The following is a 24,769-nucleotide window of genomic DNA, read 5'->3' as shown; positions in this document are numbered from 1 at the left end:
ATGAAACCAAAAACAATGATGATTCACAGCGGAACAACTGGTGATGAAAAAACAGGCGCCGTGTCTGTACCCATTTACCAAGTGAGCACCTATAAGCAGCCGAAAGCAGGCGAACATACAGGATATGAATATTCCAGAACAGCGAACCCAACAAGAACAGCACTGGAAACAGTCATAAGTGAACTTGAAGGAGGAGCAAACGGCTACGCATTCGGTTCCGGGATGGCTGCTATTACAGCAGTGATGATGCTGTTTAACAGCGGGGATCATATTGTTCTGACAGACGACGTGTACGGCGGGACCTACCGCGTGATCACGAAGGTGCTCAATCGTATTGGCATTGAGGCTACCTTTGTTGATACAAGTGATCCTGAAGCGGTGAAAAAAGCGATTTCACCTGAAACAAAAGCCGTTTACATTGAATCGCCGACTAATCCTTTACTCAAAATGACCGATCTAAAAGCCATCAGCCACATCACAAAAGAAGCCAACATCTTGATGATTGTGGATAATACATTTTTCACGCCGTATGTCCAAAAGCCAATTGAATATGGGGCTGACATTGTCCTGCACAGTGCCACAAAATATTTAGGCGGCCATAGTGATGTTGTGGGCGGACTTGTCGTGACAGCAACGAAAGAGCTTGGAGAAGAACTGCACTTTGTTCAAAACTCGACAGGCGGTATTCTTGGACCGCAGGATTCGTGGCTTCTCATGAGAGGGATGAAAACGCTTGGACTAAGAATGGAAGCACATCAACAAAATGCGCAGAAAATCGCCGAATTTTTAGAACAACATCCAGCGATTACACGTGTCTATTATCCAGGTCTGAGCACTCATCCAGGTCATGAACTGGCGAAAGCACAAGCAACAGGCTTCGGCGGAATGATCTCTTTTGATATTGGAAAAGAAGAAAATGTTGATGAGTTTTTAAGCCAGCTTAAGCTGTTTACAATAGCAGAAAGCCTTGGAGCGGTTGAAAGCTTAATTTCTGTCCCTGCTCGAATGACCCATGCGTCCATTCCAAAAGATCGACGAGAAGAGCTTGGCATCACAGATGGTTTAATTCGTATTTCAGTCGGCATTGAAGATGTTGATGATTTACTGCATGATATCGAACAAGGGCTTGACGCACTAGCGAATGGATAGATTTACATGCTCCTCGCTTTCTTTCACTATGTTAAGCTATGAATAGACATTGAATACGGGAAGGTGAAACAAGTGAAGAAAAAGTGGAGTGGTTTAGTGACAGATTACAAGCAGTACGCTTTTATTTTGCTTGCTGTCAGCACCTTTTTATATATTGGTACGATCTTACCTAACCAGCACATCGAAGCATCTCCAAAAATGCTGATGATGGCAGTAGATTGTATGTTCTTATTAGCAGCTTTTCTTTGTGTAAAACGTGCGATCTTTTTTCAAAAGAAACTGCAAGAACTAGATGAAGATTAATTCGAAAAGTCTCCTCATGTGATGAGGGGGCTTTTTTATTGATTGGACAAAGGGACAAGAATGACTGTAGAAATTTAGTTAAAAACACAAAAAACACCTAAATGACTAAAAACAGGTTTACAAAATGGTGCTTGCTGGATATACTTACAAAGTAATTAAAAAATGTAAAGGAGGCTGAAGAATATGTTATTCGTATCTACTTGTGATCAATTCAACAAACAATTTCATCATGTCATCAGCCTGTGGAAGAGCTCGTGTCCTTCCTTTACCTATTACGGTGCACGCTTCAAAACTGTTTAAGTAAACGAGGATTTTTCACGCATCATCCATCGCAGGTTGAAAGACACTGTCTTTTGATCTGCATTTTTGTGTGCCCGCAGGTCAACTGATAAAGAAGATCTGCGGGCTATTTCGCGTGCTGCGAACTGAAGGGAGGTGAGCGTAGATGACAATCCATTTATTTTTTATTACATTGACGATTCAGCGTAAATACAAAGACATTGAAACCGTTCTTTATGAACAGCAAGTCGAAACTTTTTATGAAGAAATGAAGCAGAAACAACTAAAGTATATGAACTAAAAGGAAAAGAAAAAAGATGAAAAGGAGGAGATTGACATGTTTATGATGCTTGCAATGCTTGATTGTTATACAAGGGAGAAGGACCAGGTTTAGACACGCTCCACATTGATCACCTGCACATATGATAACCGTAAAAGGAGATTGTGAGGTGATCAATGAATGTCGATGTCACCATATATGAGGTTTCCGTCAGTGGGGCACGGGTATGCGTCCATTCCGCATTCCTTAAAGCACGGGTACGGCAATCCATACCGAATGCAAAGAGAGCAGCAAGAAATGCTCAGACGCTATATGTACAATTACAATTATCCAACTTATTGGTATTAAAGAAAAGGAGCAGGAAACAATGACGTTTCCTGCTCCTTTTACATTAGCAAATCCAGCTTGCACCGATGATGATCAACAAAATGAAGAGTACAACAAGCAATGCGAATCCGCCTGCAAAACCGCCACCGTAGCCACCGCAGTTGCCTCCAGAATAACCGCCAAAGCCCATAATCTAGCACCACCTTTATCTAATCAAGATACATTCATAAAATATGCAGCTCATGCAGAAAACGAAAGCAATCTTTGCACAATTAATGAAAACGCCTATTCAATCAAATATTTTTTAAGTCATGCGAAACATTTTCTGAAAAGGTGCCGTCTAATAAAGGACAAATAAATTAGGACTAGGTCTTAACTTTTGTTAGGTGAGAACCGATATGAAAAGTAAGAAAATTCGTAAATAGTTTTATTTACTGGTGTAAAGCAGGTGTTAACATTGATTCAAAGCTGGATTGGAAAACAAATGAGAGAACCAAAAGGCTTGTTCTCAAAATGGGTTGCCCGCTATATGGAAAAAAATCATCATAATATCAATCAATGGACGATTCAACTCTTAAATATACAAGAAAATGACCGAATTTTAGAAATCGGTACCGGAAGAGGCATGACATTATCAAAAGTAGCAGAAAAACTCGACCGAGGAAAAGTGTACGGAGTGGACGCCTCTCGTCATATGATCAAATATGCAAAAAGAAAAAATAAGAAGCTTGTGGAACAGGACAAAGCCGTCATTACTTTTGGTAAGGCTGAGCATTTACCTTTTGAAGACAGATCATTCAATAAATTATTTACGGTGCAGACCATTTATTACTTGCCGGATATCGAACAGGTGATGAAGGAAGTGTACCGCGTCCTTCAAGTGGATGGAGAAGTATTCTTATCTTTTCAAAAACAGGAGCTGATGAAGGAACAAAAACGGTCACAGTCTTTCTCATCGTACAGTGAACAAGAGATCAGCCGCCTATTTTCAGCGTATCACTTTAGAGACGTCTCGGTTTATCACTATGATACATACATCTGTATCAAAGCCTTAAAATGATGAAAATATTTCCCAGGTAATGAACAAGCACTTCAAAAAAGAGGCTCTTCGTCAGAGGAGCCTCTTTGCGTGTGAAGGCGACAGTGTCAACAAATAAAGGCTCTTCATGAGAAGAGCCTGAGCCTTTTGCATTCATTTCATATAAAGGGGCCAGCCAGGTGTGTAAGGAATGATAGTATATATAAGGAATTTGTTTGTCGATTAAGGATACCTGTCTGGCTTATTCCTTATATCGACACCGTTCTGCAAAAGTTTAGCTTTTTTTTCAATATTTTCTTTTTTATTTGACTGGAAGATACATCTTTCTCTCCCTGATAGACATTTGGTTCCTTCTTTTTGAGTCAATGTGCGGTTTGAAGAAGGGAATTGCTCGAGAAATAGAGAAAATTGTAGAGACTTCATTTTTAAACAAAAAGGGAGGAATGGAAACATGTCGGGAAACAAAGGTGTCGTTTATAAAGGGGCAGGAAATGTAGCAGTTGAGGATATTGGATACCCTGATTTGGTCTTAAAGGATGGCCCGGGTGTACCTAAAGCCAATGTTGGGCGCAAATGTGAGCATGGCGTCATTTTAAAAGTGGTGACAACAAACATTTGCGGAAGTGACCAGCACATGGTGAGAGGGCGTACCACTGCACCTGAGGGACTTGTCCTTGGTCATGAAATTACAGGTGAAGTCGTTGAGGTTGGACGAGATGTGGAGTTTATTCAAAAAGGTGATCTCGTGTCAGTTCCATTTAATATTGCTTGCGGACGCTGCGTCATGTGTAAGGAACAAAAAACCCATGTGTGCTTAAATGTAAACCCGGATCGTCCTGGCTCCGCCTATGGATATGTGGATATGGGCGGCTGGGTTGGCGGTCAATCCGAGTACGTCATGGTTCCATATGCAGATTTCCAGCTGCTCAAATTCCCGGACAAAGATCAGGCAATGGAAAAAATACTGGATTTGACGATGCTTTCTGATATTTTCCCGACAGGTTTTCATGGTGCTTATACGGCTGGAGTAAAGCCGGGCTCTACCGTATATATTGCTGGTGCAGGGCCAGTAGGTCTTGCAGCAGCACATTCCGCTCAGCTCCTTGGCGCCTCTGCTGTGATCGTTGGCGATCTGAATGAGCAAAGGCTGGAGCAGGCCAGAAGCTTTGGCTGCGAGACGATCAATTTACGAAAGCATGATCGAATCGGCGAACAAATCACGAATATCTTAGGAGAGCCAGAAGTCGACTGTGCCGTTGATTGTGTCGGCTTTGAAGCTTCAGGTCATGGAGATCAGGGAGAAGCACCTGCGACCGTTTTAAATACCATTATGGATATTACAAAAGTTGGCGGTAAACTTGGAATCCCAGGGCTTTACGTCACAGAAGATCCAGGTGCAGTGGATGAGGATGCAAAAGTTGGTTCTCTTAAAGTACGAATTGGACTTGGCTGGGCCAAAGCGCACACCTTTGTGACAGGCCAAACCCCTGTCATGCAATATCACCGCAGTCTCATGAAATCCATTTTAAGTGGAAGGGCACAAATCGCCAAAGCCGTCAATGCAACCGTCATTGACCTCGATCAAGCGCCTAAAGGATATAGTGATTTTGATTCGGGTGTGGCGAAGAAATTTGTGATTGACCCGCATGGGATGATTTCAAAATAATGATCCATTTAAAATAAGCTGGAGAAAAAACTTACAGGAAAGCAGATCCTGTAAGTTTTTTTGTGTTTTCAAATTTAAACAGACCTGTACTATTCTCCAGCATTTTGTAACATGTTAAAATGAATGAATTGGAAATATTATTCTTTAGTTAAAGGTCACACCATATATTCTGCTTGACTATAGGAAAAATAGGGGAGAGAAATCATTGCTTATAGTAAAAGACATCAAAAAAATTATGAGAATAAACAGGTACTAAAAGGGGTGTCCTTTCAGTTAAAAAAAGGAGAATCGTTTGGGTTATTAGGACCAAATGGTGCAGGGAAATCTACATTAATTGGCATTATGACAGGGCTTATTCGCGCAGCAAGCGGCACTGTGACGATTGGAGGTAAAGATTTAAACAAAGAAACAAAACATGCGCAGCAATTGATTGGCATTGTTCCGCAAGAGATCGCTTTATATTTACATTTGACAGCAAAGGAAAATTTAATGTTTTGGGGGAGAATGTACGGACTCAAAGGAAAGGAGTTAAAAAGCAGAGTACAAGAAACGCTTGAGTTAATCGGTCTTGAAGATAGAGCGAATGATAAAGTGAAAGTATTCTCAGGAGGGATGAAAAGAAGAGTGAATATCGGATGTGCCATTTTGCATCGACCGAAACTATTAATCATGGATGAGCCCACTGTAGGTATAGATCCCCAATCTAGAAATCATATACTAGAAACTGTCAAAACGCTAAATAGTGAAGGAATGACAATGATTTATACTAGTCATTACATGGAGGAAGTCGAATATTTATGCGAAAGAATGGCCATTATGGATCATGGCTCTATCATTGCTATGGGGGATCAACGTGAATTAAGTGAACTTGTCGAAAATCAAAGAGAGATTATTTTCACCATCAAATGTGAACATGGACAAAACGAAATAGATCGAGTGCGTCAATACATACATGAATATGACCCGATAAAGGAAATTGTAGTTCAAGGAAATCAAATCAAAATATTCGATCAACACCCTCAGCAGTTGTTTAATTTTTAATGCTGTGCAAACGAATACAATTACAAATGCCTTTCATTATTCATTTGGTATCAGTCCGATTGGCATGGGGGTATTTGTAACAATTCTTACTGCTTTCATTATTTTTGGTGGTGTAAAGAGAATTGCTAACTTTACACAAGTCATTGTCCCAGTTATGTCAGCGTTTTATATTGCCTTAGCACTTTATGTGATTGTCACAAATATCGCTGATGTACCCGCAGCATTAGCAAGTATTATAAAAGGTGCGTTTGGATTAGAGCAAATCGTTGGAGGCGGCATCGGTGCTGCGATTATGAACGGTGTAAAACGTGGGTTATTTTCCAATGAAGCAGGAATGGGAAGTGCCCCAAATGCCGCTGCTGCCGCCAATGTTTCGCACCCAGTAAAACAAGGATTTGTTCAATTATTAGGAGTTTTTTTTGATACATTAGTTGTTTGTAGCTGTACGGCATTTATTATTATGCTATCGACAGTAGAAACAACAGGTGAATTATCTGGTATCGAAATTACACAAGCTGCGATGGCGCAGCATTTCGGCTCTTGGGCTAGTATTTTCTTAGCTTTTGCCATATTTACTTTGCATTTAGCTCTATTGTAGGTGGCTACTATTATGGTGAAGCCAATATCGGTTTTATTCATAACAGTGCAGCAGCTTTATTAGTGTATCGAATGACTGTATTAATCATGATGATGTTTGGTGCTGTAGCCAACTTACAAGTTGTGTGGACTTTAGCCGACTTGTCGATGGTCATTATGGCTATTGTAAACTTGATTGCGATTGCGATTCTAGGCAAAGTTGCTTTTGCAGCTTTAGATGATTACATTGGACAAAGAATGTTAGGTAAAAATCCTATTTTTTATGCCTCTACCATACCAGGTTTAATAGAAATAGAATGGTGGGGAGCAGAAAAACAAGCTACTAACTCAACAAATACAAATGAAGGAGTAGAAAAATAATGATGAATTTTGAATATGTTTGTAATACAAAAATGATGATGGGGACTGGTAAATCAAAAGAAATTGCATCTATACTAGAGGACATTGTAGTGCCTAGTGCAACAGTTATGATTGTGACTGACTCTGGTGTGAAAAACGCAGGATTAGTTACGCCTATTGAAACGCATTTACAAGAAGCTGGTTATTCCGTTATCGTATTTGACCAAGTATCTCCAAACCCTAGAGATACTGAATGTCTAACTGGTGCAGAGCTCTTTAGAAAAGAACAAGTATCAGCGGTTATTGCTATTGGTGGAGGAAGTCCAATGGATACAGCAAAAGCCATTACGTTATTAGGTCCAAATGGCGGCAATCCTGAAGATTATATAGCAGGAAAGAAGGCGTATACAAATATAGCGCCATTAATTTGTATTCCAACAACGGCTGGCACTGGCTCTGAGGTGACACGTTCATCTGTCATTACGTTAGCTGCTTCACATAAAAAAATCACATTAAAACATACCTTGCTTCGACCAACCATTGCGATTTTAGACCCTGCTCTTACAGCGACAGTGCCAAAAAGCATAACAGCCGCAACAGGCGTTGATGCATTGGTGCATGCTATTGAAGGCTATACATGTAAAGTAACAAACCCTATTTCGAAAGCAATGGGTGCAAGTGCAATGGAAACAATTGTGAAATACTTACCGAAGGCATATGAAAACGGAGCTGATTTAGAAGCAAGATATAAAATGCAGGAAGGTAGTTTACTTGCTGGCTTATGTTTCGGTTCAGCCGGTGTAGCAGCCATACATTGTTTAGCAGAAGCGCTTGGCAGTCTTTATGACACACCTCATGGTATCGCAAACGCTGTATTTTTACCATATGTGATGCAATTTAATGCAGTTGAAAACGAGTCATTACACGCAGAACTTGCAAAAATGATGAGCTTTGCAGATAAAACGGATTCAGATGATGTGGCGATTCAAAAATTGATTGATGGGATCTATACATTTACAAAGAATTTAGGCATTCCAACACTAAAAGAATTATCTTATGTAAAAGAAGAGGATTTTGACAAAATGGCTGAATTAGCAGAACAAAACAACTCTACACCAAGCAATGTTCGTGCCGTTACGAAAGCTGACTACTTAGAAATTTTAAAGACTGCTTTTTAAAATAACGATACAGAAAAAGAGAATAATAGAATGACACATCAGTTCTACTAATAGAGAATACAAACACGAGTCTTTTACAGACTTTATATAAAAAGCAAACGACAATAGTGATGTAGAAGTTCGACATGATTTATGGGGCTAGTCTGACACGGCAGAATGAGACACAAATAATCCACCCTCCTAAGTGTTCATTTAGGAGGGTGTTCATGTATGTCCCATTTGACTAGGTATAGTCTATACATGTTATCTCATCAAAGTGGTATGATAGACGACAACATCTCATGTAGAAAGGGTTTGATAAACGATGAACTTTCAGCATAAAACAGTCATCATCACCGGCGCAGCAAATGGAATTGGTGAAGCAATCGCATACGGTTATGCGAAAGAAGGAGCACGTGTGGTGCTTGCGGATATCGATGAAGAGAAAGGCAAGTATTTGGAAGAGCAGCTAAGAAAGGGGTCCTATGAAGCCTATTTTAAAAAAACGGATGTAAAACAAGAGAAGGATATTCAAAGTTTAATGTCGTTTGCCGTGGAGCGTTACAAAACGATAGATATTCTGATCAATAATGCTGGTGTCATGTGTACAAAATCCCCTTATGAATTAACGGTCGATGAGTTTGATCATGTGTTACATACGAATCTAAGAGGTGCTTTTTTATGTGCAAGAGAGGCGGCACGTTATATAAAAGAGAATCAAAAAGGCGGTTCGATTGTGAACATTTCATCCACTCGCGCGACAATGTCAGAACCTGATGCAGAAGCGTATGCGGCATCAAAAGGCGGGATATCAGCGCTTACTCATGCCCTGGCTGCTTCCTTTAGTCAGGATCACATAACGGTGAATAGCATTTCCCCTGGATGGATTGAAACGAAGGATGAGGAGAATCTTCGAGAGATCGATCACCAGCAGCATCTTTCCAATCGAGTCGGCACGCCAAAGGATATTGTGAAGGCTTGCTTTTATTTAACCGATGAGGACAATCAATTTGTGACGGGCACAGATTTAGTCGTTGATGGCGGCATGACAAGAAAGATGATATATGCTGATTAAATATGAAAAAAACATTGACGCTTTGGTTCAGCCGCAGTATAATATGTAACAATTCAGCCGAAGATCGTGTAAAAAAAGAAAACAAAGCGCAAATAGAGAAGAGTACATAATCGCTGCCTCACACAGAGAACTCCGTTGAGCTGAGAAGGAGCTGGGGAGCGTTATGGAACCAAGCCTCTTAGCTCTGCACCGGATTCCTTCGGATGGTGGTGTAGCGATATTCTCACGTTACAGAGAAGGGTTAATGATGACCTGCTAAGGTTCATCTGGCAACAGATGAATGAACTGAGGTGGCAACGCGGAGTAAATCCCGTCCTCAAGACAGAAATGTCTTGGGGGCGGGATTTTTTTGATGACAAATTGGGGGGACAATGATGAAAAAACATTGGCGAGATATGAGTATTTTACTTGGAGCCATCGGCATTGCGAACATAGGAGAATGGATTTATATGATTGCCCTCCATCTGCTCATTTTTCAAGAAACAGGCTCTGTGCTTGCTATAACAGCTGTCTATATGCTAAGACCAGCCGCTGCTCTTTTGACAAATAGTTGGTCTGGCAGTTTGATCGATAGGCTGAATCAGCGAAATGTGATGATCAGTTTAGATATAACCCGCGCGATTCTGATTGCATGTATACCCTTTGCCTTATTTTCAGGACATTTGCTGATCGTATATGCCATAGTGTTTGTCATTCATATGGCACAAGCAATATTTCATCCAGCGTCGATGGTGTATATGACAGGGCTGGTTCCGGCGGGTCACCGCAAACGGTTTAATGCCATTCGTTCTTTATTACAATCGGGTGGATTTTTACTTGGACCCGCAGTAGCAGGGCTGCTTTTTCTGATCGGTACACCTGTTTTTTCAATTTATGTAAATGCGATTTGCCTTTTGATCTCTGCTCTTTTGACGATGTGCTTACCGAAATTGTCAAAAACAAATGATGGCCAAAAAAGTTTTTCACTTTCCATGTTAAAAGAGGATGCGAGGCTTGTTCTTCGATTTAGTCTGACGTCACGCCATGTGATGGCTGTGTATTTGTTATTTAGTGCTGCCATGACGGTACTGCCTACTGCTATTGACTCACTTGAAGCAGCTTTTGCCAAAGAAGTGCTGATGCTGACTGATACAGAATATGGACTTCTTGTCAGTATGGCTGGAGCGGGAATTATTGCAGGCGCAAGTCTCAATTCGGCTATTGTCGAGAGGCTGCCTGTTTTCATCATGCTAGCGATCGGCAGTCTGTTTGTCACTTTTGGCTATCTCATCTATGCTTTTTCTAGCACATTGACCGCAGCGGCTATTGGTTTTTTTGTTCTCGCATTCTTTTTAGCGTTTGCCAATACAGGTTTTATGACGTTCTATCAAACGAATATCCCGGTAGAGGTCATGGGGAGAGTTGCAAGCTTTTATGCATTGTGCGAAGCCGTTCTGACGATTGGCATGACAGGCATCTTTGGCGTTTTAGCACATGTTCTATCTATACGAACGTCCGTCATATTAGGGAGTATGTTTATGCTTCTTGTTTGTCTATTTCTATGTTTTGTCATTTTTCGTCCATTGACTGTCAACAAAATAGTGCGTCGTACTTAGAAAATTAAAAAAATTATGTTATCATTATTTAAGTAAGTTAATTAAATTGATGAAAAAAGGAGACTTACAAATGAAAGCACTACGCTGGCACGATCAAAAGGACATTCGACTAGAGGAAATTGACGAACCAACAGTTGCTCCAGGAAAAGTGAAACTAAAAGTAAAATGGTGCGGCATTTGTGGTAGTGATTTACATGAATATCTAGGAGGACCTATCTTCATTCCAGTGAATGAGCCTCATCCACTGACAAAAGAAAAGGCACCCGTTACACTGGGACATGAATTTTCTGGTGAGGTTGTTGAGGTAGGAGAAGGTGTGAGCCATTACAAAGTAGGCGATCGAGTGGTTGTAGAACCTATTTTCGCGACTCACGGGCATCAAGGTGCTTATAACTTAGATGAAAACATGGGCTTTTTAGGACTTGCCGGAGGCGGCGGTGGATTCTCTGAATATGTATCAGTCGATGAAGAATTACTTCATTTATTACCAGACGAAATATCATATGAGCAAGGCGCTCTTGTAGAGCCTTCTGCAGTTGCTTTATATGCTGTTCGTTCTAGTAAAGTACAAGCTGGAGATACAGCGGCTGTGTTTGGCTGCGGACCAATTGGCTTACTTGTCATTGAAGCTTTAAAAGCAGCTGGCGCTACAGATATTTACGCAGTTGAATTATCAAAAGAACGCCAAGAAAAAGCAAAAGAGCTTGGAGCGATCATTGTTGATCCTTCTCAGTATGAAGATGTTGTACAAGAAATCGCACGCCGTACAAACGGCGGGGTCGATGTTTCTTTTGAAGTGACAGGTGTACCTGTTGTATTGAAGCAAGCAATCCAATCAACTAGAATTTCAGGTGAAACTGTCATTGTAAGCATTTGGGAAAAAGGCGCAGAGATTCTGCCGAATGACATTGTCATTAAAGAACGTACAGTCAAAGGAATTATCGGCTACAGAGACGTATTCCCATCTGTATTAAACTTAATGAGAAAAGGCTATTTCTCCGCAGATACACTCGTCACGAAAAAAATCAAGCTGGACGATGTGATCGAGGATGGCTTCCATGCATTAATCAATGAAAAAGATCAAGTGAAAATTTTAGTCAGTGCTGAATCATAAGACACCGAAGGGAATGGCATAAGCTATTCCCTTTTTTTATATGATCTGTCCGTTTTCATAAAGAGGGGTACATTTGAATAGTGATAATTGAAAAGATGTTTTTAAATAAGGGAGATGACATCATGTTTTATCACATCAAAGAACTGCAATATGAAGCAAAGCCCTCTAAGCCTGATCCACTTTATGCGAAAAAATTGCAAGAGGTATTAGGCGGTCAATATGGAGAGATCAGCGTGATGATGCAATATTTATTTCAAGGCTTTAATTGCCGAGCGGATCAAAAATATAGAGACTTATTGTTTGACATTGGAACAGAGGAAATTGGTCATGTCGAGATGCTGGCGACGATGATTGCACGATTACTTGATAAAGCACCGGTCAAAGAACAAGAACAGGCGTATCAAAGTGATCCAGCACTTGCAGCTGTCATGGGGGGAATGAACCCTCAACATGCAATTGTTGCAGGCTTAGGAGCAATGGCAGCGGATAGTCAAGGATATCCGTGGAATGCAAAATATATCATTGCAAGCGGAAATTTAATGGCTGATTTCCGGGCGAATTTGAATGCAGAGTCACAAGGGAGACTTCAGGTTACAAGGCTATATGAAATGACCGATGACCGCGGGGTTAAGGATATGCTCTCCTTTCTCATTGCTCGTGATACATATCATCAAAATATGTGGATTGCGGCAATTAAAGAATTAGAGGAAAGAGAAGGCGATGTTGTTGTACCAACGACCTTCCCGCGCTCACTAGAAAAACAGCAAGTATCCTATGATCTGTTTAACTTCTCAAGAGGGGAAGAAAGCAAGGAAGGCAGATGGGCACATGGCCGAAGCATGGATGGAAAGGGAGAGTTCAGATATATTTCTGCACCTGTCGTGTTCGGCTCTGCACCAAAACTGAAACCGGCACCAAAGGAACTGTTTAACACACCGAAAAAAAGTGAGTAAATGAATGAGAAAAGTCGATCAGGTGCTCGTGCCTGTTCGACTTTTTTATCGTCAAAGAGATCTTCCGCACGCTCAATCGTTTTTTCTAAGATAGCAAAAGCGAGTATGCGTCTGCCATCTTTGAAGGGTTAGTAGCTGCGATGATAGGAGGAGCACGTTCTTTTGACATATGTACTGACTATTGATAAAATTTAACGCATTAAATCCTATAAGTAAAGTGTGTTTTATTGATGTAAAAATAAGCATGTCATAGATAGAGAGAAACAGAGGAGATGGAATGTTTTGTCTAAAGCATTATTTGTTGATACAGACTTTCAAAAAACATGGCTCAATCAATTGGAATCACTTCGTCAATCGATAGAACAAACTGCAAAAGAACACGATGAAGGTGCTCATTTCCCCAAAAAGAATATCGAAGCCTTAGTGGAAATGGGGTATACGGCCTTGTCTCTGCCTGTTGAATATGGAGGCGGAGGTCAATCTGTGACGGATATGGTTCTATTTCAAGAGACGCTCGGCAGCATGGATGGAGCGACTGCCTTATCGATCGGCTGGCACCAAGGGGTTGTAGGCGAAATTTATGAAAAGAAACAATGGAGTGAAAAGCAGCTGCAATTTTTTGCTGAAGAAGTGAAGAAGGGTGCCCTTGTCAACCGGGCTGTGAGTGAGACGCAGACAGGCAGTCCAACAAGAGGGGGCAAACCCGGGACAACAGCAACTAAATCAGGTGATCAATGGGTGATCAATGGACGCAAAATTTTCACAACGATGTCACCAGCGCTCACATACTTTTTAGTTGGTGTGTGGATCGAAGAAAAAGAAGCGCTCGGCTTCTTTTTAATTCATCGTGATACAAAAGGTGTTTCTATAGAAGAAACGTGGGATGTTGTTGGCATGAGAGGAACAGAAAGCCATGATTTGATTTTGGATCAGGTTGAAGTCTCAGATGACATGCTCGTTGAAGTACAAAAGGGGCCTCGAGGCGGTACGTTAAATCCTTGGATCGCTCATATCCCTTCCTGCTATTTAGGGATTGCGCAAGCGGCAAGAGACTATGCTGTTCAGTATGCCATCACACATTCACCGAACAGCATCAGCGGAACCATTAGTGATCTGCCAAATGTTCAAACTCTCATTGGCGAAATCGATTTACTGTTAAAACAAGCGCGTCACGTCATTTATTCAACGACTAAATTGTATGAGCAGCCAGAGAAAAGAGCGCTTTTATCCAATGAGTTCGGCGCTGTGAAGCATATAGTCGTCAATCATAGTCTGCAAATTGTCGATAAAGCCATGCGGTTAGTCGGCGCAAAAAGCTTAAGCCTTGGTTGCCCGCTTCAGCGTTACTATCGAGACATTCGTGCTGGACTTCATAACCCGCCAATGGACGATATGACGATTTCCAAAATCGCGAAGCAGGCCATTGAAGAGAAAAAAGAAAGCTAATATGATCAGAAAGCCGGATGAAACCGGCTTTTTTTATTTGGTAGAAAAGAGGACAAGCGTACCTTATGTCTCATCGCCCAACATGCTACAATCAATATAAATCATGGGAAAAGGAGCGATTTTTTTGAAGAAAAATCATATAAAATGGCTGTTTTGCACTATCATGCTGTTAGCATTTTGTATCGGCCAGCCTTCATCAAGTGAGGGAACATCTCCAGCGTGGTCAGTAGATGAATTCATGAAAGACCGGGAAGGCACATTTGTGATTCAAGAGGTAAAAGAAAAATCGCCATGGGTATATAACAAAAAAAGAGCGAACAAGCGCTTTGCCCCACAATCAACATTTAAAGTGGCAAATGCCCTCATCGGCCTCCAAACAGGCGCGGTGAGAGATGAATATGACATCAAATATTGGGACGGAATAAAAAGAGAAATTGATAACTGGAATAAGGATCATACACTGGGCTCTGGCATGAGAGATTCAGTCGTCTGGTACTATCAAGCCATGGCACGTGACATCGGAGAAGAACGCATGAATCATTGGGTGAAAGCCATTCATTATGGGAATGAAGACATATCTGGCGGAATCGATCAATTTTGGTTAAGCAGTTCGTTGCGCATTTCTCCAGTAGAACAAGTCCATTTTCTCAAACAGCTATATGAAGAAAGGCTCCCATTTGACCTATCTGTCATGAGAACGGTCAAACGAATGATGATACAAGAAGAAGAGAAATATGCCACCCTATACGGAAAAACAGGATCTGGCTCAGGCATCGGCTGGTATGTAGGCTTTATCAAACATGAAAACAAAACCTACATCTTCGCCACAAATATCGAAGGCACCGGACTAGAAGCAAAAGAAATCACCTATCGTATATTGAAAAAATATCATTTGATTGAAGCATCCGTTTAGGGTGCTTTTTTATATAAAAAAGGGGATATATTGATAAGTTGATGATATATGGGTTAGTTTTAGGAAAATTAAAGTGAAATCACATGAGTGTTGTAGAAAGGGGGCTTTTGCTTGAACCAGTCTGAGCACTTATTTGTTCGCTCAGAAAAAGAATACAGGTTCTATCAGGATTTAGTGGATCATGTATTTGATCAAAATAAAAGGCTGCCACAACAAGTCTTCCGTAAGAATTTTGATTGTTTTTTGTTTCAAGAGTTTGAGTGGGCATTAAGTGATGATATTTTACCTACAATCAAGGATTTATTAAATTCAACAAGTGATAGAGAATTTTTGACCGCAGTCCTTAAGCCAGATCCAGTTGATTACTATTTGAAGGAGTTTGGTTATTACAATTGGCTGAAAGCGAGTGTGAGCATTTCAGGTGAGGATTATGTAAATGCACTATGGACGAACCCAAAAGGTTCTATAGCTGATAATATAATTACGAACTCAAACATTGTGGTTTGGTTATCCCGTTCTTTGCAGTGGGCGATTTGGGCAGATAGAGATATGGAAATTTGTATAATAGGTATGGTATCAAAAAAAGATTGTCCCCAAAATATTTTATTAGAAGAAGGATGGAAGCCACTGGATCACCCTGTTTTAGCAAATTGGTTAGAACTGTTATTTAATCAAGAGAAATTATCTAATGGATATTTCTCTCAATTTCAATCTAATTATTCCGACTTAGAGTGAAGATTTTTACTGAAGAAGGTAACACATATTTATGGGAATTTACACTATTTTTAAAATTTATCATTTCATGAGATGGAGAAAGTATATGAGAATCGTATTAGCTGAAGATTTATTTCAAGCAAATGAATTAATAAAGAAAATCAATTTAAACGTAGAAGAGTATAACTGGGTCATAAGCGATGTGACACTCACAATGCTTCATGATCGACAAAATCAATTCCATTCAGAAGTAATGCCGGATTATACGGATTTTTTATTTCTAAAGGGTGAACATTTCAAAAAATTCTTAAAAGACTATTGTTATTCATTTATATTCGCTGTTTTGACCGCATTGCCTCGTCATGTACATCATTTGAATATCAACTCAATACCTCAAATTGAAGATAATGAACAATATTGGAACGTAAATTATACACCCGTTATTCCTCAAGCTGTGTTTGAAATCGGTTTTTTTGATTCGACAGATATTATTTTTACAGGAGATCAGAAAATCTTAAGTGAATTTCGAAAAAAAGCGGACTTTATTTCATTTGAAGAATATTTACAAACTCCGTGACATGATTCGTTAGGAGATTGAATGAGATGTTTAGTAGTTTAGAAAGATGGGGCGAATGTAGCTACCATCCTCATGAGATATGGCACTTGAACAATGAACTACTTGAAGAATTTGATGTAAATGCAAATTTTCTATTTAACATAAAAGTCTAGATGAGAATTTAAAAACAATGAGAGAAAGGGGAAAGATCCATGAAGTTCAGCCAAGATAAACAAGGCTTAATCAATGATTTGAAGCAGCGCTATCAATACTTATTTCATTCCGCTTATCCAGATGATATCGCCTCTTTTGAGGAAGAAACCAGAATGTACTCCGGAGATTTTTATATGTTTTTCACACTTGTGACAGGCAGCTTAAGTTATGTGATCGATAATAAACGAATACCAAAAAAACAGTTAAACGTGCTACGTCAGTCATTTGAAGAGCAATATCCACAAATCAAAACATATCAACATATCCTTGAATCGTATCCTTTATTACATTCCTATATCCAGTACCATGAAGAAACAAGAAAACGAATCATTGCATTTATACAATAATTCTCTTGGAGGACAAACAATGACATGGTTTTTAGATGAAAAAATCCAGAAGCAATTCCCTGATTTCGATATCAACCATCTAAAGCAAATCAATGAATTTCACTACTTTAAGGAGTATAATGAATATGACGACTTGACCAATTGTTTTGCTCGTGCACATCCCATATGAATTTAGTATCGAATGAATCTTGCTAGTTTCCCTACATATCTGCTACTCATACTTCCCCATCCCAACATAGAAAGGTGCAATGACATTGAATCGAATCTTGAAATGGCTCTTATTTGCGGCGGTCATCGCTGGCTTATTGGTTTGCGCATTCTTTGTGTTCCGTTTAAACCAGCCTAAGCCGACGACAAACATCCATTATGCAGACACACAAAACAAACAGCAAACACTCGATATGTATATGCCGAAGGGCAAAGATGAAGACAAAAAGAAGAAGCATCCAGTGATGATCTATCTCCATGGCGGCGGATGGACAGGCGGCGATAAGAATAGAGTCGCTTCAAAGGCTGATTATTTTACAGGTCAAGGGTATGTGTTTGTTTCAATGAATTACAGGCTTCACCCTAATGCCAACTATGAGCAGATGGCAGATGATACGGCAAACGCTATTAAATGGGTCAAGGATCATGCGGATGAATATCAAATCGATTCATCAAAAATTAATGTCATGGGTCACTCAGCGGGCGGTCATTTGACGGCATTGGTTGCCACAGATTCGACCTACTTAAAACGTGTGGGGCTGTCGCCAAAAACGATCAATTCCATCGTGATTTTAGATGGTCCTTTAAACCTCAATCAATTTATACAAGCCATTCCATCGTATAAAAAAGTATTTGGCAAACAAGAGAAGAACTGGACAAAGGCATCACCTGTCACTTATATGAATCAAGCGAATGTACCGCCTGTTTTTTTGGTCACAGGCTGGGAAAATCCAGAGGTGTACCGATTTGCTGAAAAACTGAATCATGATAAAGGCGCTCGGTTTGTTTTTCGGGTTCATTCGCTGAGCCACAGTGACTTGAATAAATGGTTTGGATCAGACAGGGCGCCAAAAGAAGCGCAAGATATGACAAGAACTGTAATGGCTTTTGTCAAAAAACAAAATCAATAACGAAGACCGTATGCTAGGCATTCCTTTTGCCGCAGTATATGATAATGCGTAAATGGTTTGTAATCAAAGGAGTGTATGTTGTTGTCATCACGTATGGAAAATAAAGTGTTCAATTGCGAAAAAGAGCTGACGCTGAATATTATCGGCGGTAAGTGGAAAATGCTGATTTTATGGCACCTTGGCAGAGAAGGGACAAAACGATTTGGTGAGCTAAAGTCGTTAATGCCTGGGATTACGCAAAGAATGCTTGTCAATCAGCTAAGAGAATTAGAGGAAGATCACATTGTGCATCGGGAGGTTTATCCTGTCGTTCCTCCAAAGGTTGAGTATTCTCTCACAGAACTAGGAGAAAGCTTAATGCCGATTTTAGAGGCGATGTATGATTGGGGAAAACAATATCTCGACAGCAATTTTTTAAAGGATGATAAATAGAAATACCTACGATAGACAAAGGGCTAAAATGAACTTTATTTTAGCCCTTTGTCTTCTTTTCAGCGTGATAGAAAACCTTTGCAGTCTAGGAAGGACGAGTACTGGAGCGGAGCGAATGTGACAGCTGAGATACTGGCCGAAAGACAGTATCTTTTTTGTAACCATATGCAAAAAAGTATAGTATGTAAAAAAAAAGTGCGTACTTGGATTGCTTCAATCCTGTTGTTATACTCATTTCATCGTTCAAGAAGCACCATCCGCGGAGCTCTTGAAGATGAGATGAAAAAACGGGAGTGAAAGTTGATGAAATTACAATTAGCATTAGATTTAGTGAATATACCGGAAGCGATTGAGCTGATCAAAGAAGTAGAAGCATCCATTGATGTGGTCGAAATTGGGACACCTGTTGTGATCAATGAAGGCTTGCGTGCTGTAAAAGAAGTCAAACAGGCGTTTCCGAATTTACGTGTACTCGCTGACCTGAAAATCATGGATGCTGCCGGTTATGAAGTGCAGCAGGCATCCGAAGCTGGAGCGGATATCGTCACCATTCTTGCAGCGGCAGAAGATATGTCCATTCAAGGAGCGGTGAAAGAAGCGAAAGCAAGAGGCAAAGAAATTTTAGTCGATATGATTGGCATTAAAGATATCGCAGGCCGTGCAAAAGAGCTGGATGAGCTTGGAGTAGATTATATTTGTGTGCACACAGGCTATGACCTGCAAGCGGTTGGTCAAAACTCATTTGCTGACCTCATGACCATTAAACAAGTCGTCAAACAGGCGAAAACAGCGATTGCAGGCGGTATTAAGCTTGATACTTTATCTGAAGTCGTGAAATTAAACCCTGATTTGATCATTGTCGGCGGCGGTATCGCAAGCCAGGACAATAAAGCAGAAGTGGCTGCACAAATGAAGCAGTTGATCTGGCAATCATGAACACAAGTGACTATGTGAAAGCCATTTTGAGTGAGCTTTCTGAGTCCTCGTCAGCCATTCAAGACGAACAAGCAGATCGGCTTGTCACAAGCATTTTAGCTGCACGAAAGGTCTTTGTGGCAGGGGCAGGCAGGTCCGGTTTGATGGGGAAATCATTTGCCATGAGACTCACTCATATTGGCATCCGTGCCTATGTCATCGGCGAAACGAATACGCCTTCCTTTACAAAAGAGGATCTCTTGATTGTCGGAACTGGCTCTGGTCGAACAGAGACATTGCTTGTGCTCACAAAAAAGGCAAGGGCGATTGGCGGAAGAGTTGCGTCTTTCACGCTTTCAGCTGAATCACCGATGGCTGATCTATCCGATGAAGTCATCTTACTCTCAGGTGCGCCGAAGGATCAACATGAAGGAAGCCATCATACCATTCAGCCGATGGGCTCGCTATTTGAGCAATCGTTGCTTCTGATGTACGATGCGGTCATTTTGCGGTTAATGGAAATGAAAGAGCTCGACACACATACAATGTACGGACACCATGCAAATTTAGAATAGTGACTTTTAAAGCCTTTCCTCTATTAGAAGGAAAGGCGTTTTTCTTATAAATGTAGAACAAAATGAATGTGGCTTGACATAAGTGATTTAATGTAACTATAATAGTTACATCTTTAAAGAAAAAACGTAAGCAGTGGAAGGAAGATGAAGATGAAAGTACAAATATGGTCAGATATCGCCTGTCCTTTTTGTTATATAGGAAAAAAACAGCTAGAAACAGCGCTTGAGCAATTTCCGCAGAAGGAACAGATAGAAGTAGAGTTTAAAAGTTTTGAGCTCGATCCACATGCACCTGTTGAAGTCGATTATGATGTACATGATATGCTCGTCAAAAAATATGGAATGAGCCGCAGCCAGGCAATGGCGATGAATGAGCAGGTGAAGCAAGCCGGCAAGGAGAAAGGAATCGATTTTCAATTTGATCCGCTCGTTTTAACAAACACATTTGATGCCCATCGATTGGCGCAATATGCTGGTCAAATGGGAAAAGGCGATCTTGTGATGGGAGAGCTGTTTCAAGCGTATTTTACAGATGGAAAGCATGTGGGTGATCGTAAAACCCTTTTAGATATAGCAGAAAAAGCAGGTCTTGATCAAAAAGAAGTCCAGAAAGTCTTAGATGAGCAAACGTTTGCTGATGATGTACGAAAAGACGAAAAAGAAGCGAGACAGCTCGGAATTTCTGCTGTTCCTTTTTTCTTAATAAATGACAAATATTCGGTTGCAGGTGCACAGCCAGCCGATACCTTCCTTCGTGCACTTGAAACGGCTTGGACAGAAGAAGCAGCTCAAGCTGAGAAAGCTGATGACCCTTCATTTGAAGCAGCATGTGCAGATGGTGTGTGTGCCGTGCCTTCTCTAAAAAAAGAAGACTAAATCTATAAAAAATGAGCCTTCTTGAAGGATAGGGCTCATTTTTTTCTTGCCTTCATTTGTTTGATCGTTTCACCAGGAACGAGTTCAGGCTCATAAAAGGTTTGATCAGGCAGATTCTTTTTTTCTTGTACTTTTTTAATCATCCAGTCTGCTGCATCTCGGCCCATTTGCTCCTGAGGATGTGTCAGTGTTGTCAGCTTCACATGGGCATTTTTTTGAGCAATGTACGAATTATCCTGTCCAATAATCGAGAGATCACCAGGAATGGATAGCCCGATTTCGCTGCATACATTAGCCACTTCTAACCCAACCTCATCGTTATAGCAAACGAGGGCGGTCAGCTCATGCTGGTGCGCGATTAAGAATGTTTTGATATGATCCCCCAAATGCTGCTTCGATTCTGTATCGAAAAAGAGCACATGCTCAGGCAGGAAATTCAGCTTGGCTTCTCCAAGTGCCTGAATATAACCTTTCATCCGGTATTTCCCCTGTAAATCATCTGTCTTTGAAATCAGCCCGATTTGCTTATGTCCAGACGTGATCAGCTCTTTTGTGGCTAGATAGCTGGACTTGACATCATCCAAACAGAGAAAAGGAACCTCTAACTGCTCATAATAGGCATTGATCATAATGAGCGGTACATCCTGTTCTTTAAAAGATAGGTAGTACGAGATGTTCGGATTATATAAATTACTTTTCGTCGGCTCGACAATGAGTCCGTCCACACCAAAGGACAGCATCATTTCTAGCGCTTTTTTCTCCTGTTCTACATCATTATTCGTACTCGCCAGTAACAAAGAATAGTTCTCTTCGTTTAATCGGCTTTCAATGCCTCGAATGATGGAAGGGAAAATGTAATCGGATATGTATGTCGTGATAACCCCAATCGTTTTCATATGCGCATGTCCGGCAGGCTTTGTTTGATATTGATTGGTCACAAATGTGCCTGAACCCTTCTCACTTCGCAAAAATCCTTCGCTCGACAATTCTAAGATGGCCTTTCGAACCGTATGCCTGCTCACTTGATACATCTCCTGCAGGCTTGATTCAGTTGGAATACGTTCCCCGATCCGGTAATCCCCTGTAAGTATTTTGCTTTTTATATCATCGATAATGATCTGGTACTTCTTTTTCATCGTTTCACTTCTTTCTCAGTTGATCATCTACTCGGATTGAGAAGAAATTGTATGGACATATTTTAACATGGTTGTCGAATCAAAAACAGGCGCTTTCCCTTTCTGTCGTCTCAGCTTTAGAAAAGTGCAGGTTTTTGTCACGTTGTGTATGTACAACTATATTTAATATTGACATATGTACGTACAAATATTATATTGTGAATGTGCACAGAGAATCAATGAATCTAGAAAATTAAAATTGAAACCGCTATCAACAATGGAGGTGAACGCAGAATGAATCATGAAGAGACGATCAAAGCCTTAAAAGAAGGACGGACATCTTTAGGGATTGAATTTGGTTCAACACGAATTAAAGCCATTTTAATAGATGAAGCGTTTCAGCCAATTGCCCAAGGGACATTTGAATGGGAAAGTTCTCTCCAGGAAGGAATTTGGACGTACAACTTAATCGATATCATTACAGGTCTTCAAGTAGCGTACCGAGAGATGAAAGAGCAAGTCGAGCAAAGGTATGGCGTGACCATTCAAACCATTGGCTCAATTGGGGTATCAGCGATGATGCATGGCTATGTGGCATGTGATCATACAGGAGAGGTCCTCGTTCCGTTCCGCACATGGCGGAATGCAACAACCATTGAGGCGAGTCAAAAACTGACGGATGTCTTCCAATTTCATATTCCAGAAAGATGGAGCATTGCCCATTTGTATCAAGCCATATTAGAAGAGGAAAAACATCTTTCCCGCTTAGAATATATGACCACCCTATCAGGTTACATTCACTGGCTGTTAACAGGAAAGCAGGCCATTGGCATTGGGGATGCGTCAGGCATGTTTCCAATCGATGAACAAACGAAGGATTACAATGAAGTAATGCTCCATCAATTTGAAGACTTGATCGCAGAAAAAGGCTATCCGTGGAATCTACGTCACCTTCTGCCACGTGTTTATTTAGCAGGCGAGGAGGCTGGCATGTTAACGGTAGCAGGAGCAGCTATTTTAGATCAAGGCAAACATTTGCAGCCAGGTATTCCATTTTGCCCGCCAGAAGGCGATGCGGGAACGGGGATGGTGGCGACAAACAGCGTGGAAAGGCGAACAGGAAATATTTCAGTTGGGACCTCTGTTTTTGCCATGATTGTGTTAGAGCAGCATCTGACAGGTGTGTATCCAGAAGTGGATATGGTCACGACACCAGACGGACTGCCAGTAGCAATGGTTCATGCGAATAACTGTACAAGTGACCTAAACGCTTGGATGAATATATTTCGTGAAGCATTTGAAGCAATGGGCCAGCCAGTGGAGTCAGAAAGGTTATACGGAGTCTTATTACAGCAAGCCTTAGAAGCAGACCGTGATGGCGGCGGACTCTTAAGCTACGGCTATTATTCTGGTGAAAATATTACAAGATTGCCAGAAGGAAGGCCTCTTTTTGTCAGGGCCGCTGAAAGCCGCTTTAACCTCGCTAATTTCATGCGTACCCACCTTTTCTCTGCATTTGGTGCAATGAAAATAGGGATGGACCGCTTAAAAGAACATGAGCATGTTGTGATTGATCGTTTACTAGGACATGGTGGTTTATTTAAAACACCGCTCGTTGGTCAAAAAATGGTTGCTGCTGCGCTTGATACACCTGTATCAGTCGTTTCAACAGCCGGAGAAGGCGGTGCGTTTGGGATGGCTGTCCTTGCTTCATATATGGTCAATCATCAGCAGCAAACGTTGGCTGATTTTCTAACACATCAAGTGTTTGCAAGCACAACAGAAGAGCTGGTCGAGCCCGATCCGCTCGATGTCAAAGGCTTTGAGGAATTTTTAAAGCGCTATCAAGGGGGACTCCCGATTGAAGAAGCCGCAGTAGCACATCTGACGCCAAAGAAAGGAGTGACAACGGTATGTTAGAGCGGTTAAAAGAAGAAGTGTTTCACGCGAATTTAGATCTGCCAAAATACGGACTTGTGAAATTTACATGGGGCAATGTCAGTGCGTGCGATCGTGACAGCGGTTTGTTTGTCATTAAGCCGAGCGGCATAGAGTATGACCAACTATCAGCGGAAGACATGGTCGTTGTCGACTTTGACGGGCAAGTAGTGGAAGGGGAGTTCAGTCCTTCTTCAGATACAGCCACACATGCTGTTCTTTACAAACACTATGAGGAAATTGGCGGTATTTCACATAGCCATTCCATGTGGGCAACCGTATGGGCGCAAGCTGGTCTCGATTTACCAGCAATGGGCACGACTCACGCGGATACATTTTACGGCCCTGTTCCGTGCGCTCGATTTCTCACAGAAGAAGAAGTAAATCGCGGATATGAGGTGGAAACGGGCCGGCTGATCATTGAAACATTTGAGAAAAGAAAGATAGATGTGATGGCGGTACCTGGTGTTTTGCTTCAAGGTCATGGTCCATTTACATGGGGGAAAGATGCAAAAAGTGCGGTAACGAACAGTGTGGTTTTAGACGAAGTAGCCAAAATGAATCTGTTTGCAAAGCAATTGAACGAATATGCGGAGCCTCTTCCGCAGCGAATTTTGGATAAACACTACTTAAGAAAACATGGTGCGCATGCGTATTATGGACAAAAACCTTCAAGATAAAGAAAAGAGGGATTTCT

At 41.0% G+C, this 24,769-nt stretch carries 27 protein-coding genes and 1 pseudogene; 26 read left to right on the top strand and 2 right to left on the bottom strand.

Annotated features, from left to right (window positions below):
* The 4 genes from NPA43_RS11870 (at position 1) to NPA43_RS11855 (ending at position 2,359) form a co-directional block, all read left to right on the top strand.
* On the top strand, positions 1-1,149 hold the full coding sequence (locus NPA43_RS11870; protein WP_230030456.1) for a bifunctional cystathionine gamma-lyase/homocysteine desulfhydrase: 1,149 nt from the start codon (positions 1-3) through the stop codon (positions 1,147-1,149).
* A 72-nt stretch (positions 1,150-1,221) separates the two neighbouring features.
* Positions 1,222-1,452 carry a YrhC family protein gene (locus NPA43_RS11865; protein ID WP_099727728.1) on the top strand — a complete coding sequence of 77 codons (231 nt, stop codon included), beginning with the start codon at positions 1,222-1,224 and terminating at the stop codon, positions 1,450-1,452.
* A gap of 445 nt (positions 1,453-1,897) precedes the next feature.
* Positions 1,898-2,032, top strand: coding sequence for a YrzI family small protein (locus tag NPA43_RS11860; RefSeq protein WP_008342648.1), 135 nt, complete (start codon positions 1,898-1,900; stop codon positions 2,030-2,032).
* Positions 2,033-2,191: 159 nt separating this feature from the next.
* A complete protein-coding gene (locus NPA43_RS11855; protein ID WP_180275522.1) occupies positions 2,192-2,359 on the top strand; it encodes a hypothetical protein in 168 nt (55 codons plus the stop codon).
* A 43-nt stretch (positions 2,360-2,402) separates the two neighbouring features.
* On the opposite strand, the gene NPA43_RS19260 is transcribed toward NPA43_RS11855, so the two are convergent.
* The gene (locus NPA43_RS19260) at positions 2,403-2,528 is read right to left on the bottom strand and encodes a YjcZ family sporulation protein (protein WP_099727727.1); all 126 of its coding nucleotides are present in this window, start codon (positions 2,526-2,528) and stop codon (positions 2,403-2,405) included.
* Between the two features lie 267 nt (positions 2,529-2,795).
* Here NPA43_RS19260 and NPA43_RS11845 point away from each other — a divergent pair, with 267 nt between their 5' ends.
* From NPA43_RS11845 to NPA43_RS11750, 20 genes and pseudogenes are all read left to right on the top strand, one after another.
* Positions 2,796-3,398: a class I SAM-dependent methyltransferase gene (locus tag NPA43_RS11845; RefSeq protein ID WP_326839039.1), complete on the top strand. Its 603-nt coding sequence runs from the start codon at positions 2,796-2,798 to the stop codon at positions 3,396-3,398.
* Between the two features lie 430 nt (positions 3,399-3,828).
* Complete coding sequence (gene fdhA / locus NPA43_RS11840; RefSeq protein WP_099727725.1) at positions 3,829-5,043, top strand: formaldehyde dehydrogenase, glutathione-independent; 1,215 nt, start codon at positions 3,829-3,831, stop codon at positions 5,041-5,043.
* A gap of 261 nt (positions 5,044-5,304) precedes the next feature.
* The gene (locus NPA43_RS11835) at positions 5,305-6,084 is read left to right on the top strand and encodes an ABC transporter ATP-binding protein (protein ID WP_371930211.1); all 780 of its coding nucleotides are present in this window, start codon (positions 5,305-5,307) and stop codon (positions 6,082-6,084) included.
* Positions 6,062-7,041, top strand: a pseudogene (locus NPA43_RS11830) (amino acid carrier protein); the annotation flags it as partial. The gene NPA43_RS11835 and the pseudogene NPA43_RS11830, both read left to right, overlap by 23 nt.
* Positions 7,041-8,198, top strand: coding sequence for an iron-containing alcohol dehydrogenase (locus tag NPA43_RS11825; RefSeq protein ID WP_256498838.1), 1,158 nt, complete (start codon positions 7,041-7,043; stop codon positions 8,196-8,198). The pseudogene NPA43_RS11830 and the gene NPA43_RS11825, both read left to right, overlap by 1 nt.
* 304 nt (positions 8,199-8,502) lie before the next feature.
* Positions 8,503-9,252, top strand: coding sequence for a glucose 1-dehydrogenase (locus NPA43_RS11820; protein WP_249705025.1), 750 nt, complete (start codon positions 8,503-8,505; stop codon positions 9,250-9,252).
* Between the two features lie 374 nt (positions 9,253-9,626).
* Positions 9,627-10,847: an MFS transporter gene (locus NPA43_RS11815; protein WP_327925167.1), complete on the top strand. Its 1,221-nt coding sequence runs from the start codon at positions 9,627-9,629 to the stop codon at positions 10,845-10,847.
* 70 nt (positions 10,848-10,917) lie between these two features.
* Positions 10,918-11,961: a 2,3-butanediol dehydrogenase gene (locus tag NPA43_RS11810; protein WP_099727720.1), complete on the top strand. Its 1,044-nt coding sequence runs from the start codon at positions 10,918-10,920 to the stop codon at positions 11,959-11,961.
* Positions 11,962-12,083: 122 nt separating this feature from the next.
* Complete coding sequence (locus NPA43_RS11805; RefSeq protein WP_099727804.1) at positions 12,084-12,914, top strand: manganese catalase; 831 nt, start codon at positions 12,084-12,086, stop codon at positions 12,912-12,914.
* Between the two features lie 282 nt (positions 12,915-13,196).
* The gene (locus tag NPA43_RS11800; RefSeq protein ID WP_099727719.1) at positions 13,197-14,360 is read left to right on the top strand and encodes an acyl-CoA dehydrogenase family protein; all 1,164 of its coding nucleotides are present in this window, start codon (positions 13,197-13,199) and stop codon (positions 14,358-14,360) included.
* Between the two features lie 103 nt (positions 14,361-14,463).
* On the top strand, positions 14,464-15,273 hold the full coding sequence (gene blaBPU, locus NPA43_RS11795; RefSeq protein WP_180275523.1) for a BPU family class D beta-lactamase: 810 nt from the start codon (positions 14,464-14,466) through the stop codon (positions 15,271-15,273).
* 111 nt (positions 15,274-15,384) lie between these two features.
* Positions 15,385-16,008, top strand: a complete 624-nt coding sequence (locus NPA43_RS11790) for a hypothetical protein (RefSeq protein WP_099727717.1) — start codon at positions 15,385-15,387, stop codon at positions 16,006-16,008.
* A gap of 85 nt (positions 16,009-16,093) precedes the next feature.
* Entirely contained in the window at positions 16,094-16,564 is a 471-nt protein-coding gene (locus tag NPA43_RS11785; RefSeq protein ID WP_099727716.1) for a hypothetical protein, read from the top strand.
* A gap of 191 nt (positions 16,565-16,755) precedes the next feature.
* Positions 16,756-17,103, top strand: coding sequence for a YxiJ family protein (locus NPA43_RS11780; RefSeq protein ID WP_099727715.1), 348 nt, complete (start codon positions 16,756-16,758; stop codon positions 17,101-17,103).
* Between the two features lie 19 nt (positions 17,104-17,122).
* On the top strand, positions 17,123-17,272 hold the full coding sequence (locus tag NPA43_RS11775; protein ID WP_249705029.1) for a hypothetical protein: 150 nt from the start codon (positions 17,123-17,125) through the stop codon (positions 17,270-17,272).
* Positions 17,273-17,351: 79 nt separating this feature from the next.
* Entirely contained in the window at positions 17,352-18,221 is an 870-nt protein-coding gene (locus tag NPA43_RS11770) for an alpha/beta hydrolase (RefSeq protein ID WP_099727714.1), read from the top strand.
* Between the two features lie 75 nt (positions 18,222-18,296).
* The gene (locus NPA43_RS11765; RefSeq protein ID WP_029708013.1) at positions 18,297-18,653 is read left to right on the top strand and encodes a transcriptional activator HxlR; all 357 of its coding nucleotides are present in this window, start codon (positions 18,297-18,299) and stop codon (positions 18,651-18,653) included.
* A gap of 303 nt (positions 18,654-18,956) precedes the next feature.
* A complete protein-coding gene (gene hxlA / locus NPA43_RS11760; protein ID WP_099727713.1) occupies positions 18,957-19,589 on the top strand; it encodes a 3-hexulose-6-phosphate synthase in 633 nt (210 codons plus the stop codon).
* Positions 19,586-20,143, top strand: a complete 558-nt coding sequence (gene hxlB / locus NPA43_RS11755) for a 6-phospho-3-hexuloisomerase (protein WP_099727712.1) — start codon at positions 19,586-19,588, stop codon at positions 20,141-20,143. Before hxlA ends, hxlB begins: the two co-directional genes overlap by 4 nt.
* A gap of 150 nt (positions 20,144-20,293) precedes the next feature.
* Positions 20,294-21,019 carry a DsbA family oxidoreductase gene (locus tag NPA43_RS11750; RefSeq protein WP_099727711.1) on the top strand — a complete coding sequence of 242 codons (726 nt, stop codon included), beginning with the start codon at positions 20,294-20,296 and terminating at the stop codon, positions 21,017-21,019.
* A 35-nt stretch (positions 21,020-21,054) separates the two neighbouring features.
* Here NPA43_RS11750 and NPA43_RS11745 read toward each other — a convergent pair whose 3' ends face one another.
* Positions 21,055-22,155, bottom strand: coding sequence for a GntR family transcriptional regulator (locus tag NPA43_RS11745; protein ID WP_099727710.1), 1,101 nt, complete (start codon positions 22,153-22,155; stop codon positions 21,055-21,057).
* Between the two features lie 273 nt (positions 22,156-22,428).
* Between NPA43_RS11745 and NPA43_RS11740 the strand changes: the two genes are divergently transcribed.
* Together NPA43_RS11740 and NPA43_RS11735 are read left to right on the top strand one after the other, a co-directional pair.
* Positions 22,429-24,054 carry a xylulokinase gene (locus NPA43_RS11740; RefSeq protein WP_230030427.1) on the top strand — a complete coding sequence of 542 codons (1,626 nt, stop codon included), beginning with the start codon at positions 22,429-22,431 and terminating at the stop codon, positions 24,052-24,054.
* Positions 24,048-24,752 carry an L-ribulose-5-phosphate 4-epimerase gene (locus NPA43_RS11735; protein WP_099727708.1) on the top strand — a complete coding sequence of 235 codons (705 nt, stop codon included), beginning with the start codon at positions 24,048-24,050 and terminating at the stop codon, positions 24,750-24,752. The genes NPA43_RS11740 and NPA43_RS11735 overlap by 7 nt, the downstream gene beginning before the upstream one ends.
* Positions 24,753-24,769: the final 17 nt, after the last annotated feature.

The sequence above is a fragment of the Bacillus pumilus genome, from assembly GCF_024498355.1.
In the GTDB taxonomy this organism is placed as follows: Bacteria; Bacillota; Bacilli; order Bacillales; family Bacillaceae; genus Bacillus; species Bacillus pumilus_P.
This window is presented reverse-complemented; position numbering and strand designations above follow the sequence as displayed.